This window comes from Streptomyces sp. NTH33, assembly GCF_003236365.1.
In the GTDB taxonomy this organism is placed as follows: domain Bacteria; phylum Actinomycetota; class Actinomycetes; order Streptomycetales; family Streptomycetaceae; genus Streptomyces.
In genome coordinates, this window is sequence record NZ_POTZ01000137.1 from 1 (window position 1) to 14,783 (window position 14,783).

Below are 14,783 nucleotides of genomic sequence, written 5' to 3' on the forward strand. Positions count from 1 at the left end.
GTGGGCGGGAGGGAGTTGAGCGGCATGTCGACGTCGGCTTCTGGGGCGGCGCCCTGCCCGGCAACGCCGAGGACCTGCGCCCGCTGCACGAGGCCGGCGTCTTCGGCTTCAAGGCGTTCCTGTCGCCCTCGGGCGTGGACGAGTTCCCGCACCACACCCGGGAAGGGCTCGCCCGGTGCCTCGCGGAGATATCCGGCTTCGGCGGCCTGCTCGTCGTGCACGCCGAGGACCCGCACCACCTCGCCGCGGCCCCGCAGCACGGCGGCCCCAGGTACGCCGACTTCCTCGCCTCCCGCCCGCCCCAGGCCGAGGACGCCGCGATCGCCGCCCTGATCGCGCAGGCGAGACGCCTCCACGCGCGCGTGCACGTGCTCCACCTGTCCTCCGGCAGCGCGCTGCCCCTGATCGCCGAGGCCCGGGCCGAGGGCGTACGGATCACGGCCGAGACCTGCCCGCACTACCTGACCCTGACCGCCGAGGAAGTCCCCGACGGCGCCGGCGCGTTCAAGTGCTGCCCGCCGATCCGCGAGGCCGCCAACCAGGACCTGCTCTGGCAGGCGCTGGCCGACGGCACCATCGACTGCGTGGTCACCGACCACTCACCCTGCACCGCCGACCTGAAGACGAACGACTTCGCCACCGCCTGGGGCGGCATCTCGGGCCTGCAGCTGAGCCTGCCGGCGGTGTGGACCGCGGCCCGCGAGCACGGCCACGGCCTTCAGGACGTCGTCCGCTGGATGTCCGCGCGCACCGCCGCCCTCGTCGGCCTGGACCGCAAGGGCGCCATCGAGCCCGGCCGCGACGCCGACTTCGCCGTGCTCGCACCCGAGGAGACCTTCACCGTGGACCCGGCCGCCCTCCAGCACCGCAACCGCGTCACCGCGTACGCGGGCCGCACCCTGTGCGGCGTGGTGAGGTCCACCTGGCTGCGCGGCGAACGGATCTTCGTGGACGGCGGCTTCACCGAGCCGAGAGGCCGGCTGCTGACCAGACCCCCGGCGGGCCGGCGCCCGCCGGCTCCGGAAAGGAAGAGCTGACCACCGTGACGGCGACTCCCCGTTTCACCGGCAACGCGCCCCCCTACGGAGGCGGCGACCCGTACGCGGACTACCGCACCGCCGACTTCCCCTTCACCCGGGCCGCCGACCTCGCCGACCGCCGGCTCGGCGCCGGGGTCGTCGCCGCCAACGACGAGTTCTTCGCCCAGCGCGAGAACCTGCTGGTACCCGAACGCGCCGAGTTCGACCCCGGGCGCTTCGGGCACAAGGGCAAGGTCATGGACGGCTGGGAGACCCGCCGCCGCCGCGGCGCCTCCTCCGGCCACCCCTGGCCGGCCGCCGACGACCACGACTGGGCGCTGATCCGGCTCGGCGCGCCGGGCGTCGTACGGGGCGTCGTCGTCGACACCGCCCACTTCCGCGGCAACCACCCGCGGGAGGTGTCGGTCGAGGGCACCTGCGTACCGGGCTCCCCGTCCCCGGAAGAACTCCTCGCCGACGACGTCGAGTGGACGGCCCTCGTCCCGCGCACCGCGGTCGGCGGGCACGCGGCCAACGGCTTCGAGGTGGACGTGGAGCGGCGCTTCACCCACCTGCGCCTCAACCAGTACCCCGACGGCGGCATCGCACGGCTGCGCGTGTACGGCGAGGTCGTGCCCGACCCCGCGTGGCTGGACGCGCTCGGCACCTTCGACGTGGTCGCCCTGGAGAACGGCGGCCGGGTCGAGGACGCCTCCGACCTCTTCTACTCGCCCGCCACCCACACCATCCGGCCGGGCCGCTCCCGCAGGATGGACGAGGGCTGGGAGACGCGGCGCCGCCGCGACCGGGGCCACGACTGGATCCGCTACCGGCTGGCCGCCCGGTCCCGGATCCGCGCCGTCGAGATCGACACCGCCTGCCTCAAGGGCAACAGCGCCGGCTGGGCCTCGGTCCTGGTCAGGGACGGCGAGGACGGCGAGTGGACCGAGATCCTGCCGCGCACCCGTCTCCAGCCCGACACCGTTCACCGCTTCGTCCTGCCCGCTCCCGCCGTCGGCACCCACGCGCGCGTGGACATCTTCCCGGACGGGGGCATCTCCCGGTTGCGCCTGTTCGGCTCCCTGACCGAGGAGGGCGCCGCCCGCCTGTCGGCCCGTCACCAGGAGCTGGGCGACCGGGTCCGATGACCCACGGTCCCTCACTCCGGCTTCCGGCTCTCGGCCACGGCGAACAGCGCGCACGCCAGCACGATCAGGGCCACGCTCGCGTAGACCTCGTAGCCGTCGAGGAAGCCGATCCGCTGCACCAGGCCTTTGTGCCAGCCGGTGAACGCGTGCACCAGGCCGAGCACGCCCTGCACCAGGGCGATGAATCCGAGGAACTCCAGCACCTTCTTCATGCCACGACCTTCGCCCCGCGGACCCTCCCCGTACATCGGCCGCGGGGCGGGCCGTCGCCGGCGAAAGTCCGCGATCGCGGCCCGCGAGCGCGACGAAAGTCCATGCCGTCGCGACTTCGGTCGCCGATCCGCCGTAGGGGCGGTGAAGGACGCGGCGGCTTGCGTAGATTGACGGAACGTGACGAGTGACGGGACGACGCGGGAAGCACCGGTGTTCACGGCGCGGCGGTGGTGGCTGCCGTCCGCCGTGGCGGACGAACTGACCGACGTGCCCGACCCCGACCCCGACGCCGGACGGCGGGGCCGGCCGCGGCGCACCGCACGCGACTGGCTCGTCGACTTCTGCTGCTTCCTCCTGGCCGTGTTCGTCGGCCTGGCCTCCGCGGACGTCCTGAGCCACGTCCCCCACACCTCGCACGCCCTGGCCGTCGCCGACCAGTTGCTCGGCGCCCTCTCCTGCGCGGCGGTCTGGCTGCGCCGCCGCCGGCCCCTGGCCCTGGCCGTGGCCATGCTCCCCGTCTCCCTCGTCTCGACCACCGCGGCCGGGGCCGGGATCGTCGCGCTCTTCACGCTCGCCGTGCACCGGCCGTTCCGGCACGTGGCCTGGACCGGCGGTGCCGCGCTCGCCCTGATCCCGGTCGTCTGCTGGTGGCGTCCGGACCCCGACCTGACGTATGCGGGCGCTGTCGTCTTCTCCGTGCTGCTGACCCTCTCGGCCATCGGCTGGGGCATGTTCGTACGGTCCAAGCGGCAGCTCGTGCTGAGCCTGCGCGACCGGGCCCGGCGCGCCGAGACGGAGGCGCGGCTGCGGGCCGAACAGGCGCAGCGGCTCGCCCGCGAGGCCATCGCCCGGGAGATGCACGACGTCCTCGCCCACCGGCTCACCCTGCTGAGCGTGCACGCGGGCGCCCTGGAGTTCCGGCCCGGGGCACCCCAGGAGGAGGTCGCGCGGGCGGCCGGGGTCATCCGGGAGAGCGCGCACGAGGCCCTGCAGGACCTGCGGGAGATCATCGGCGTACTGCGGGCCGGCGACCCCGACGAAGCGGGCCGCCCCCAGCCCACCCTCGCCGCGCTGGACGCCCTGGTCGCCGAGTCCCGCGAGGCCGGCATGAAGGTCACCCTGACCAGCACCGTCACCGATCCGGCCGCGGTCCCCGCCTCCCTCGGCCGCACCGCCTACCGCATCGCCCAGGAGGCCCTGACCAACGCCCGCAAACACGCCCCGGGGACGGAGGTGACGGTGACGGTCACCGGCGCCCCGGGCGACGGCCTCGACATCCATGTACGCAACCCGGCCCCCGAGCAGGAGGCCCCCCGCGTCCCCGGCTCCGGCCAGGGCCTGATCGGCCTGACCGAACGCGCCGGCCTGACCGGCGGCACCCTGGAACACGGCCCGGCCCCCGACGGGGGGTTCGAGGTGCGGGGGCGGCTGCCGTGGGGATGACCGCACGGCCGCACGGGTCAGGGCTCCGGTGCGCGCAGCGACCACAGGGCCGTGAGCAGGGTGGCGGGGCACAGGACCGTGAGCAGGGTGGAGAGGCACAGCGCCGTGAGCAGGGTGGAGAGGCACAGCGCCATGCCGACGGCGGCGACGACACTCCCGCCGATCACGAACTCCCCGACCATGCCGCCCACGACGAGGCCGGCACCGGCCGTCCTGGCGGCCGGCCACCACCAGGACCGCGTGGACGGAGCCGTGGCGTCGACCGGGGTGAACGAGTCCCGCAGGCTCGAACGGACCGCCGCGTACGGGGCGAGGTGCGCCGCGGCGGCCGGCGCCGCAGGCGCCCCAACGGCACCGGACGGGTGCCGCCCGGCAGCCGCGCCACCGGGGCGCCGCGCGTGCCCGCCCTGTGGTGGGCGGTCGCACTCCTGTCGGGCGGTGAGGCGTCCGCGGATCGTGCCACAGCCCGAACACCCGAACAGGTGGGCGGAGAGGGGCGGGTTCGCACGTCCGGGGACGGAGCGCTCAAGGACGCAGCACCACGCGCCGGCCGTGCAGTTCGCCCCGCTCCATGCGACGGTGTGCCTCGGCCGTGGCGCTCAGCGGGTGGTACTCGACGGAGCGGGGGCGCAGCGCGCCGGCCGCCAGGAGGCCGTTGACGGCCGTCGCCGCGTCGGCCAGTTCCGCCGTCGTGGCGTTGGAGAGGGCGAAGCCGCGCACGGAGCCGTCCTTCATGTAGAGGGCGCCCACCGGGAGGGCCGGCTCGTCCCGGGCGCCGGACATGACGACGATGCGGCCCCGGTGGGCGAGGAGACCGACCGCGGTGTCGAGGTCGTTGTGGCCGGAGGTGTCGACGTGCACGTCGACACCGTCCGGGGCGAGGGCCGCCAGCCGCGCCGCGAGGTCGTCGGCGTGGTAGTCCACGACCTCGGCCGCACCCAGGGACCGGACGTGGTCGTGGTCGCGCGGCGCGGCGGTGGCCAGCACGCGCGCGTGCGCGCGGACCGCGAACTCCACCAGCGCGCTGCCCACGTTGCCGCCCGCGCCGCCGACCAGGACCGTCTCGCCGGGCCGCAGCCCGCCGTGCGTGAAGAGGGCCAGGTGGGCGGTCGCGGCCGGGTGGAACACGGCCACCGCCTCCCCCGGGTCCACACCCGGCGGCAGCCGGTAGAGACGGTCGGCCGGCACCACGGCCTGTTCGGCGGCGGCGCCCTGCCGGCCGTCGTGGCCGAGGCTGTCGCACCACACCGTCTCGCCCACGGCGAAACCGGACCCGGCGGAGGCCACCGTGCCCACGAGGTCGCGTCCGACCACGAACGGGAACGGCAGCGGCGTACGGAACACCCCGGAGCGGACGAACGTGTCCACGGGGTTGACGGTGGTGGCCAGCACGTCCACCAGCACCTCGCCCGGACCCGGCACGGGAGCGGGCAGCTCGCCGAGGCGAATGAGGTCGGGCGGACCCAGCTGTTCGACATAAGCGGCACGCATGAACGGCCATTCTCCCACCGGACGGCTCCCCACGCGCGCGTGCACACGGGGTGGCCGGCGAGGCCCGTGCTTTGGTTGGGTGGGGCCCATGACCGCGATCCGACTGCTCCTCGTCGACGACGACCCGCTGGTGAGAGCCGGTCTGTCCCTCATGCTGGGCGGCGCCGACGACATCGAGATCGTCGGCGAGGCGGCCGACGGCGGCGAGGTGCAGGCCCTGGTCGACCGCACCCGGCCGGACGTCGTCCTGATGGACGTACGGATGCCGGGCGTGGACGGCCTGACGGCGACGGAACGGCTGCGCGGGCACCCCGAGGCGCCCCAGGTCGTCGTCCTCACCACCTTCCACGCCGACGAGCAGGTACTGCGCGCCCTGCGCGCGGGGGCCGCCGGGTTCGTCCTCAAGGACACCCCGCCGGCCGAGATCGTGCAGGCGGTACGCCGGGTCGCGGCCGGCGACCCGGTGCTCTCGCCCACCGTGACCCGCCAGTTGATGCGGCACGCCGCCGGCACCGACGCCGAGGCCCGGCGTGCCCGCGCGCGGGAGCGCCTCGCCGTCCTCAACGACCGCGAGCGCGAGGTCGCCGTCCGTGTCGGCCGCGGACTGGCCAACGCCCGGATAGCGGCCGAACTGTTCATGAGCGTGGCCACCGTCAAGACCCACGTCTCACGCATCCTCGCCCGGCTCGGCCTCGACAACCGCGTGCAGATCGCCCTGCTCGCCCACGACGCGGGACTCCTCGAACAGGACGCGCCCTGAGATCCGGGGGACGGCACTTCACGGGCCCGCCGTGCGTTGACCGGTCACGGGAAGTCTTTCGCCCTCCGAAGGGGGAGTGGTCGTGGCGGATGTGATCGACCTGGGGGAGTACGGGGTGGGGTTCCGGGAGGACCCGCATCCCGTCTACGCCGAACTGCGCGCGCTCGGCCCGGTGCACCGGGTGCGGCTGCCACCGCCCGAGGGCTACGACACCTGGCTCGTCGTCGGGTACGAGGAGGCGCGCGCCGCGCTCGCCGACCCCCGGCTGGCCAAGGACGTCGGCGCGGCCGACAGGGCCTTGTTCGACGAGCAGGCGTTCGGCAGGCACATGCTGGTCTCCGACCCTCCGCAGCACACGCGGTTACGCTCGCTGGTCACGCGCGCGTTCACCGCGCGCCGCGTGGAGGCGCTGCGGCCGCGGATCCAGCAGATCACCGACGAACTGCTGGACGCGATGCTGCCGCGCGGGCGCGCGGACCTGGTGGAGGCGTTCGCGTATCCGCTGCCGATCACGGTCATCTGCGAACTGCTGGGCGTGCCGGAGATCGACCGGGCCGCGTTCCGGGAGATGTCCAACGAGGTGGTCGCCCCCACCGGCGAGGAGGCGAGCCTGCGGGCCGCGGAGCGGCTCGGCGTGTACCTCACCGAGCTGATCGAGGACAAGCGGTGCGCCGGGCCGGCCGACGACCTGCTCAGTGCCCTGATCCGCACCACGGCCGAGGACGGCGACCGGCTCTCCGGCGACGAACTGCGCGGCATGGCCTTCCTGCTGCTCGTCGCGGGCCACGAGACCACGGTCAACCTCATCGCCAACGGTGCGTACACCCTGCTGACCCACCCGGACCAACTGGCGGAGCTGCACGCCGACCTGGATCTGATCGACGGCGCCGTCGAGGAGATGCTGCGCCACGAGGGCCCGGTGGAGACCGCCACGTTCCGGTTCGCCGCCCAGCCCCTGGAGATCGCCGGCACCGCCATCGGCCAGGGCGAACTGGTGATGATCGGCCTCACCGCCGCCGACCGGGACGCCGGCCGCTACCCGGCCCCCGACCGCTTCGACATCCACCGCGACACCCGCGGCCACCTCGCCTTCGGCCACGGCATCCACTACTGCCTGGGCGCCCCCCTGGCCCGTCTGGAAGCCCGCACGGCCCTGCGCACCCTCCTGCGGCGCGCCCCCGGCCTGGCCCTCGACGGCCCGCCCGGCGCATGGCTCCCGGGCATGCTGATCCGGGGCAGACGAAGCCTGCCGGTGCGCTGGTAGCACCGACCCGGCCGGCCCTTCGCCCCGCCGGCGGGGGCCGTGCGCGGTCCGGTCAGGCCGGTGTGCCGGCAGCCCGGGGCCGGCGGCGGGCGGCCGTGTTGGCGTGTCGGGCGGGTCGGCGGCGCGGCCGTGTTGGCATGTCGGGCGGGTCGGCGGCGCGGCCCCGTCCGCCGGCACTTCGCCCCGTCCGCCGGAATCCACCTGTGTCCGGCCCGGTGGGGGACCGCCGTGCCGCGCGAGGCGGCCGCGCGGCCTGGCCCGCCGGCCCTTCACCCGGCCCGCCGGCCCTTCGCCCGGCCCGCCGGTCCTTCGCCCGGCCCGCCTGAGCCACGCGTGTCCCGGCCCGGCCGCCTCCGGCCCTGTGCGGGGGCGCCCGCTCGGTGCGGGGCGACCGCTCTGCGTCCGGACGGGCCGCGTCCGCCCGGCGCGGGCCGGTCACCCCGCACCGGATCGGTCGCGCCCGTGGGGCGGGCAGGCGTCACCGGAGCGGTCGCGGGCCCGTCACCGGAACACCGCCCGGGTCCTGCCCGGGATTTCCGCCAGGTGCACCGGGCGGTGCTCGCGGCGGGACACCTCGCAGGCCTCGGCGATGCGCAGGGCCTGCAGGGCCTCGTGACCGTCGCACGGGTTGGGGCGTTCGCCGCGCACGACCTCGACGAAGGCGCAGAGTTCGGCCTCGTAGGCGGGGCCGAAGCGTTCCAGGAAGCCGGTCCAGGGCTTGTCCGCGGCCGGCGGTCCGGTCGGCTCGGTGGACGCGATCGGCGTACGGTCGTCGAGGCCGACCACGATCTGGTCCAACTCCCCGGCCAGTTCCATGCGGACGTCGTAGCCCGCGCCGTTGAGCCGGGTCGCGGTGGCCGTCGCCAGGGTGCCGTCGTCGAGGGTGAGCAGCGCCGCGCCGGTGTCGACGTCACCGGCCTCGCGGAACATCGCAGGACCGGCGTCGGACCCGGCCGCGTACACGGCCACGACCTCACGCCCCGTCACCCAGCGCAGCACGTCGAAGTCGTGGATCAGCGCGTCCCGGAACAGCCCGCCGGACAGCGGCAGCCACGCCGCGGGCGGCGGCGCCTGGTCGGAGGTGAGCGCGCGGACCGTGTGCAGACGGCCGAGCCGTCCTGAGCGCACCGCCTCGCGGGCGCCGGTGTAGCCGGCGTCGAAGCGGCGCTGGAAACCCATCTGCAGGACCGTCCCCGCCGCCTCCACCTCGCCGAGCGCGTGCAGCGTGCCCGGCAGGTCCAGCGCGATCGGCTTCTCGCAGAACACCGGCAGCCCCGACCGCGCCGCCCGGCCGATTAACTCGGCGTGCGCGGAGGTCGCGGTGGTGATCACCACCGCGTCCACGCCCCACGTGAAGATCTCGTCCACGCCCGGCGCCGCCGTCTCGCCCAGCCGGTGGGCGAGCTCCTGAGCCCGCGCCGGATCGGCGTCCGTGAGGATCAGCGAGCCGACGTCGCGATGATGGCTGAGCGTGTTCGCGTGGATGGTGCCGATGCGGCCCGTACCGATGACCCCGATGCGCATGGGAACAAAGTGCGGGTGGACCCCGCGCGCTGTCAATCAGTATGTCAGGACAATCGGACTACACGCTTTCCGTCGACCGGCGGCGGGACTACGCTCGGGCCGTGCCGAAACCAGAAGTGGACCCCACCGCCTCGCTCGAGCTCGGCGTGGACCGGAGTTCCCCGGTGCCGCTGTACTTCCAGCTGTCCCAGCAGCTCGAGTCCGCGATCGAGCAGGGCACCCTCACCCCCGGCAGCCTGCTGGGCAACGAGATCGAGCTCGCCGCACGGCTCGGCCTGTCCCGGCCCACCGTCCGCCAGGCCATCCAGTCGCTCGTGGACAAGGGCCTCCTGGTGCGCCGCCGCGGCGTCGGCACGCAGGTCGTGCACAGCAAGGTCCGGCGTCCGCTCGAACTGAGCAGCCTCTACGACGACTTGGAGGCCGCGGGGCAGCGCCCGGCGACCAGGGTCCTGGTCAACACGGTCGTCCCCGCGTCCGGCGAGGTCGCCGCCGCCCTCGGGGTGGCCGAGGGCGGGGAGGTGCACCGCATCGAGCGGCTGCGCCTCGCCCACGGCGAGCCGATGGCGTACCTCACCAACTACCTGCCGCCCGGCCTGCTCGACCTGGACACCGGCCACCTGGAGGCGACCGGCCTGTACCGGCTGATGCGCGCCGCCGGGATCACCCTGCACAGCGCCCGCCAGACCATCGGCGCCCGCGCCGCCACCCCCGCCGAGGCCGAGCGGCTCGGCGAGGCGAAGGGCGCCCCGCTGCTCACCATGGAGCGCGTCACCTTCGACGACACCGGCCGCGCGGTGGAGTTCGGCACCCACACCTACCGGCCGTCCCGCTACTCCTTTGAGTTCCAGCTGCTCGTACGGTCCTGACCGCACTCGGCCGAAGACGCCCGACCAGGGCGCTCGCCCGGTCCGGACGAGCCGGCCCGCCCCCGTTCCCCGGCCGCGGAACCGCGGCTTCCGGTGCTCGAACGTGCACACGGCAAGAAGGTCACGGTGCGGCGCAACCCACCGCACGCGTATCCGGTGGAGGGACGGATTCGTCCTGCTGAAGCGGGGCACGATGGGGGGCAGCCACACACACGACGGAATCACCTTGGACGCACCCACCCGGCGAACGGCGGACGGCGACGTACCGCACCCCCCTACGCTCCCCCGCTCCGCACGCAGCGTGAGCGTGCGGCAGAATCGGCCCCGATGAGCACCTACCGCGACCTCACCGCCCCCATCGGCTCCCGCCGTGCCCCGGTACTGCGCACCGTGGGCACCCGGGAGCGCCGCTCCCACCTGACCGCACCCCGCGTGCCCACGGTGGGTATCGACATCGGCGGCACCAAGGTGATGGCGGGCGTCGTCGACGCCGACGGCAACATCCTGGAGAGGCTCCGCACGGAGACCCCGGACAAGTCCAAGAGCCCCAGGGTCGTCGAGGACACCATCGTCGAACTGGTCCTGGACCTGTCCGACCGGCACGACGTGCACGCGGTCGGCATCGGCGCGGCCGGCTGGGTCGACGCCGACCGCAACCGCGTCCTGTTCGCGCCCCACCTGTCCTGGCGCAACGAGCCGCTGCGCGACCGCCTCTCCGACCGCCTGTCCGTGCCGGTCCTGGTCGACAACGACGCCAACGCCGCCGCCTGGGCCGAGTGGCGCTTCGGCGCGGGCCGTGACGAGGACCACCTCGTCATGATCACGCTGGGCACCGGCATCGGCGGCGCCATCCTGGAGAACGGCCAGGTCAAGCGGGGCAAGTTCGGCGTCGCCGGCGAGTTCGGGCACATGCAGGTCGTGCCCGCCGGCCACCGCTGCCCGTGCGGCAACCGGGGCTGCTGGGAGCAGTACAGCTCCGGCAACGCCCTGGTGCGCGAGGCACGCGAGCTGGCCGCGGCCGACTCCCCGGTCGCCTACGGGATCATCGAGCACGTCAAAGGGGACATCTCCGCCATCACCGGCCCGATCATCACCGAGCTGGCCCGCGAGGGCGACGCCATGTGCATCGAACTGCTCGAGGACATCGGCCAGTGGCTCGGCGTCGGCATCGCCAACCTCGCCGCCGCCCTCGACCCGTCCTGCTTCGTCATCGGCGGCGGCGTCTCCGCGGCCGACGACCTGCTGATCGGCCCCGCCCGGGACGCCTTCAAACGCCACCTCACCGGCCGCGGCTACCGGCCCGAGGCCCGTATCGCCCGCGCCCAGCTGGGCCCCGAGGCCGGCATGGTCGGCGCCGCCGACCTCGCCCGGCTGGTCGCCCGCCGCTTCCGGCGCGCCAAGCGGCGCCGGGTCGAGCGGTACGAGCGCTACGAGCGGTACGCGGAGGCACGGCGGGCGGCCCGGGAGGCGCTGTGACGATGTCGCTGCCCCGCCAGGCGGCTCCCTCGGGCGGGCCACCGCCCCCGCGTGCCGAGGACCGCCGCCACCGCGTCCGCCGCAGGGCCCTCACCCTGCTGATCATCGTGCTGCTCATCGGCGTCCCGGCCGGCTACCTGGTGATCTCGGCCAACCAGAGCCGCGACAGCGGCAAGAACAAGGAGGCCAAGTACTCGGCGACCGGCCTCACCCCCACCTATCCGGCCAAGGTCCAGCGCAACCTCTACCAGGTGCCGGTACCGCACCCGGCCGACCGGGTCGCCTCGTACGAGACGAACAACTGGAAGACCAGCCGTCTCTACGTCCAGTTCCGGACCACCCAGGCCGGCCTGGACACCTTCCTCGAGGCCATGGGCGTCAACCGGGGCGACCTCAAGGAGGGTGACATCACCATCGGCGCCCGCGATCAGGGGATCACCGGCTGGACGTTCACGGGCCCGGGCCCGTGGTGGGGCCTCACCCACGGACAGAAGAACCCCGCCCCCACCCAGGACGTCGTCGTCAACATGTCCGACCCGGTCCTGCCGATGGTCTACGTCGTCTCCCGGACCGTGCCCTGACGGAACGGGAGCGGACGCCGCCGGGACCGGTTGTCAGACCCCGCCCGTATCGTCGGAGACGGCTGACTCGACCGGTGAGCGGGAGGTGACAGGACGTATGAGCGACACGGCCGTGGCGGAGACGGACGAGGCGGCGGACGGCGTGTCCGTGCGGCTCGCCGCCGTCTTCCTGCCCGCACCCCTGCCGCGCGAGGGACGCCTCGCCTTCTGGGACCCGGACGGCGAGGTGTGGCCGGCGGACGGCCCCGCCGGGCACCGGCCCGCGCACACGGAGCTGACCGTCGTACAGCGGCACGGGACCGGTGCCCGCCGCAGGAGCGCCCCCGCGCTGTCGCTGCCGATCGAGGAGGCGCTTCCCCACCTCGTGCGGGCCCGGCACGACCCGGCGGCCCATCCCGCCACCGCCTGCTGGGGCGCCGCCGCACTGCACGCCCTGCGGCTCGCCGCCCACGGACGGCTGCTGCCCGGCCTCACCGCCACCGGGCACGACGCCTGGCGGGCGGGCCCCCTCGACCCGGACGACATCGCCCACCTGCGCGCGATCGCCGCCGCCCTGCCGTACGAGGGCCACGCGGTCCCGCTGCCCGGCTCGGGCCCCCTCCGGCTGCCCGAGCCGGAGGCGCTGCTGCGCACCTTCCTCGACGCGGTCGCCGACACCCTGCCCCGCACCCCGGCCGCGCCCCACACCTGCGGGAAGCCCTTCGCCGACCGCCGGCCGCAGCACCTGCCGCACGCCCACGACTGGGCGGCCGAGGTCGCCGCCGGCATGGACGCGGGCGTACGGATCTCGCTGCGGCTGGACCTGTCGGCGTACGACCTGTTCGACGGCCGGGACGGCGACGACGGCGCGGCGCGCGCCGCGGGAGCGGCGGTCGTCCAGGTGCACAGCCTCGCCGACCCCACCCTCGTGGCCGACGCGGCGGCCCTGTGGGCGGGCGAGGCGGACACGGCGTTCGGCCCACGCGCACGCGTGGACGCCGCCCTGGCCGTACGGCGCGCGGCCCGCGTCTGGCCGCCGCTGGACCGGCTCCGCGAGCAGGACGTGCCCGACGCGCTCGCCCTGTCCGAGGACGAGGTGGGCGAACTGCTCGGCGTGGCCGCGGCCCGGCTCGCCGCGGCCGGGGTCGCCGTGCACTGGCCGCGCGACCTGGCGCAGGACCTCACCGCGACCGCGGTGGTGCGGCCCGCGCCCGGCTCGGCGACCGACGGCACGGGCTTCTTCGAGAGCGAGGACCTGCTGCGGTTCCAGTGGCAGTTGGCGCTCGGCGACGACCCGCTCACCGACGCCGAGATGGACGCGCTCGCCGAGGCGCACCGCCCGGTGGTGCGGCTGCGGGACCGCTGGGTGCTCGTCGACCCGGCCCTCGTCCGCAAGGCCCGCAAGCGCGACCTGGGGCTGCTCGACCCGGTCGACGCGCTGTCCGTCGCCCTCACCGGCACCGCGGAGGTCGACGGCGAGACGGTTCAGGCGGTGCCGGCCGGCGCGCTGGCGGCCCTGCGGGACCGGATCACCGCCGGCGTACCGCCCGCCGAGCCGCCGCCGGGCCTCGACGCCACGCTGCGCGACTACCAGCTGCGCGGCCTGGCCTGGCTCGACCTCATGACCTCCCTCGGCCTCGGCGGCTGCCTCGCCGACGACATGGGCCTGGGCAAGACGGTCACCGTCATCGCGCTGCACCTCAAGCGGGCGCACGGCGAACCCACGCTGGTGGTCTGCCCGGCCTCCCTGCTGGGCAACTGGCAGCGGGAGATCAACCGGTTCGCGCCCGGCGTCCCTGTCCGCCGCTTCCACGGCCCGGACCGCGCCCTGGACGACCTCGACGGCGGCTTCGTGCTCACCACGTACGGCACCATGCGGTCGGCGGCGCCCCTGCTGGCCGGGCAGCCGTGGGGCATGGTCGTCGCCGACGAGGCCCAGCACGTCAAGAACCCCTACTCGGCGACCGCGAAGGCGCTGCGCACCATCCCGTCCCCCGCGCGCGTGGCCCTCACCGGCACCCCCGTGGAGAACAACCTCTCCGAGCTGTGGGCCCTGCTCGACTGGACCACCCCCGGACTCCTCGGCCCGCTGAAGTCCTTCCGCGCCCGGCACGCGCGCGCGGTGGAGGCCGGTGGGGCCGACGAGAACGGCGAGGCCGTGCGGCGCCTGGCCCGGCTGGTACGCCCGTTCCTGCTGCGCCGCCGGAAGTCCGACCCGGGCATCGTCCCCGAGCTCCCGCCCAAGACCGAGACCGACCACCCGGTGCCGCTCACCCGGGAACAGGCCGCGCTGTACGAGGCGGTGGTGCGCGAGTCGATGCTCGCCATCGGGACGGCCGAGGGCATGGCCCGGCGCGGCCTGGTCCTGAAGCTGCTGACCTCGCTGAAGCAGATCTGCGACCACCCGGCCCTGTACCTGAAGGAGGAGCACCCGCCGGCCGGCGACCGCCTGTCGGCCCGCTCCGGCAAACTCGCCCTGCTGGACGAACTGCTGGACACCCTGCTCGCCGAGGACGGCTCGGCGCTGGTGTTCACCCAGTACGTCGGCATGGCCCGCCTGATCACCTCCCACCTCGGCGCCCGCGCGGTCCCCGTCGACCTCCTCCACGGCGGTACGCCGGTCCCGGAGCGCGAGCGCATGGTGGACCGCTTCCAGAGCGGCGCCACCCCGGTCCTCGTCCTCTCCCTGAAGGCGGCCGGTACCGGCCTGAACCTCACCCGCGCGGGCCATGTCGTCCACTTCGACCGCTGGTGGAACCCGGCGGTCGAGGCGCAGGCCACCGACCGCGCCTACCGCATCGGCCAGACCCAGCCGGTCCAGGTCCACCGCCTGATCACCGAGGGCACCGTCGAGGACCGCATCGCCGAGATGCTCGCCACCAAGCGCGCCCTGGCCGACGCGATCCTCGGTACCGGCGAGTCGGCCCTCACCGAACTGACCGACCGCGAGCTCTCCGACCTGGTCTCGCTGCGGAGGGAGACCTGATGGAGCGCCCCGCCGACGCGGCCCGCCAAGCCC

General features: G+C 74.9%; 13 protein-coding genes. 9 read left to right on the plus strand and 4 right to left on the minus strand.

The window, feature by feature from the left end:
- Both allB and alc read left to right on the plus strand, forming a co-directional pair.
- A partial coding sequence (allB, locus tag C1I97_RS15635) for an allantoinase AllB (protein ID WP_111003823.1) occupies window positions 1-1,037 on the plus strand: 1,037 nt, incomplete at its 5' end.
- Between the two features lie 5 nt (window positions 1,038-1,042).
- A complete protein-coding gene (gene alc / locus C1I97_RS15640) occupies window positions 1,043-2,167 on the plus strand; it encodes an allantoicase (RefSeq protein WP_111003824.1) in 1,125 nt (374 codons plus the stop codon).
- Between the two features lie 11 nt (window positions 2,168-2,178).
- Here alc and C1I97_RS15645 read toward each other — a convergent pair whose 3' ends face one another.
- Window positions 2,179-2,379, minus strand: coding sequence for a hypothetical protein (locus C1I97_RS15645; RefSeq protein WP_111003825.1), 201 nt, complete (start codon window positions 2,377-2,379; stop codon window positions 2,179-2,181).
- Window positions 2,380-2,557: 178 nt separating this feature from the next.
- Between C1I97_RS15645 and C1I97_RS15650 the strand changes: the two genes are divergently transcribed.
- Complete coding sequence (locus C1I97_RS15650; RefSeq protein ID WP_111003826.1) at window positions 2,558-3,823, plus strand: sensor histidine kinase; 1,266 nt, start codon at window positions 2,558-2,560, stop codon at window positions 3,821-3,823.
- Window positions 3,824-3,840: 17 nt separating this feature from the next.
- Here the strand turns inward: C1I97_RS15650 and C1I97_RS39915 are convergent, their stop codons facing one another.
- Together C1I97_RS39915 and C1I97_RS15655 are read right to left on the minus strand one after the other, a co-directional pair.
- On the minus strand, window positions 3,841-4,005 hold the full coding sequence (locus tag C1I97_RS39915; RefSeq protein WP_181446740.1) for a hypothetical protein: 165 nt from the start codon (window positions 4,003-4,005) through the stop codon (window positions 3,841-3,843).
- 343 nt (window positions 4,006-4,348) lie between these two features.
- Window positions 4,349-5,314, minus strand: coding sequence for an NADPH:quinone reductase (locus tag C1I97_RS15655; protein WP_111003827.1), 966 nt, complete (start codon window positions 5,312-5,314; stop codon window positions 4,349-4,351).
- Window positions 5,315-5,402: 88 nt separating this feature from the next.
- Between C1I97_RS15655 and C1I97_RS15660 the strand changes: the two genes are divergently transcribed.
- Both C1I97_RS15660 and C1I97_RS15665 read left to right on the plus strand, forming a co-directional pair.
- Window positions 5,403-6,074 carry a response regulator transcription factor gene (locus C1I97_RS15660; protein WP_111003828.1) on the plus strand — a complete coding sequence of 224 codons (672 nt, stop codon included), beginning with the start codon at window positions 5,403-5,405 and terminating at the stop codon, window positions 6,072-6,074.
- An 82-nt stretch (window positions 6,075-6,156) separates the two neighbouring features.
- The gene (locus C1I97_RS15665; RefSeq protein WP_111003834.1) at window positions 6,157-7,338 is read left to right on the plus strand and encodes a cytochrome P450 family protein; all 1,182 of its coding nucleotides are present in this window, start codon (window positions 6,157-6,159) and stop codon (window positions 7,336-7,338) included.
- A gap of 501 nt (window positions 7,339-7,839) precedes the next feature.
- Here the strand turns inward: C1I97_RS15665 and C1I97_RS15670 are convergent.
- Window positions 7,840-8,862, minus strand: a complete 1,023-nt coding sequence (locus C1I97_RS15670) for a Gfo/Idh/MocA family protein (protein ID WP_111003829.1) — start codon at window positions 8,860-8,862, stop codon at window positions 7,840-7,842.
- Between the two features lie 116 nt (window positions 8,863-8,978).
- Here C1I97_RS15670 and C1I97_RS15675 point away from each other — a divergent pair, with 116 nt between their 5' ends.
- From C1I97_RS15675 to C1I97_RS15690, 4 genes are all read left to right on the plus strand, one after another.
- A complete protein-coding gene (locus C1I97_RS15675; RefSeq protein ID WP_111003830.1) occupies window positions 8,979-9,728 on the plus strand; it encodes a GntR family transcriptional regulator in 750 nt (249 codons plus the stop codon).
- Window positions 9,729-10,055: 327 nt separating this feature from the next.
- The gene (locus tag C1I97_RS15680) at window positions 10,056-11,204 is read left to right on the plus strand and encodes an ROK family glucokinase (protein ID WP_111003831.1); all 1,149 of its coding nucleotides are present in this window, start codon (window positions 10,056-10,058) and stop codon (window positions 11,202-11,204) included.
- Window positions 11,201-11,785: a sugar kinase gene (locus C1I97_RS15685; RefSeq protein ID WP_111003832.1), complete on the plus strand. Its 585-nt coding sequence runs from the start codon at window positions 11,201-11,203 to the stop codon at window positions 11,783-11,785. The genes C1I97_RS15680 and C1I97_RS15685 overlap by 4 nt, the downstream gene beginning before the upstream one ends.
- Window positions 11,786-11,882: 97 nt before the next feature.
- Window positions 11,883-14,750: a DEAD/DEAH box helicase gene (locus tag C1I97_RS15690; protein WP_111003833.1), complete on the plus strand. Its 2,868-nt coding sequence runs from the start codon at window positions 11,883-11,885 to the stop codon at window positions 14,748-14,750.
- Window positions 14,751-14,783 lie beyond the last annotated feature (33 nt).

Coding starts and splice junctions, on each gene's coding strand:
- C1I97_RS15680 (WP_111003831.1), top strand. CDS start 10,056: ATGAGCACCTACCGCGACCTCACCGCCCCCATCGGCTCCCGCCGTGCC.
- C1I97_RS15660 (WP_111003828.1), top strand. CDS start 5,403: ATGACCGCGATCCGACTGCTCCTCGTCGACGACGACCCGCTGGTGAGA.
- C1I97_RS15655 (WP_111003827.1), bottom strand. CDS start 5,314: ATGCGTGCCGCTTATGTCGAACAGCTGGGTCCGCCCGACCTCATTCGC.
- C1I97_RS15690 (WP_111003833.1), top strand. CDS start 11,883: ATGAGCGACACGGCCGTGGCGGAGACGGACGAGGCGGCGGACGGCGTG.
- C1I97_RS15670 (WP_111003829.1), bottom strand. CDS start 8,862: ATGCGCATCGGGGTCATCGGTACGGGCCGCATCGGCACCATCCACGCG.
- C1I97_RS15645 (WP_111003825.1), bottom strand. CDS start 2,379: ATGAAGAAGGTGCTGGAGTTCCTCGGATTCATCGCCCTGGTGCAGGGC.
- C1I97_RS39915 (WP_181446740.1), bottom strand. CDS start 4,005: ATGGTCGGGGAGTTCGTGATCGGCGGGAGTGTCGTCGCCGCCGTCGGC.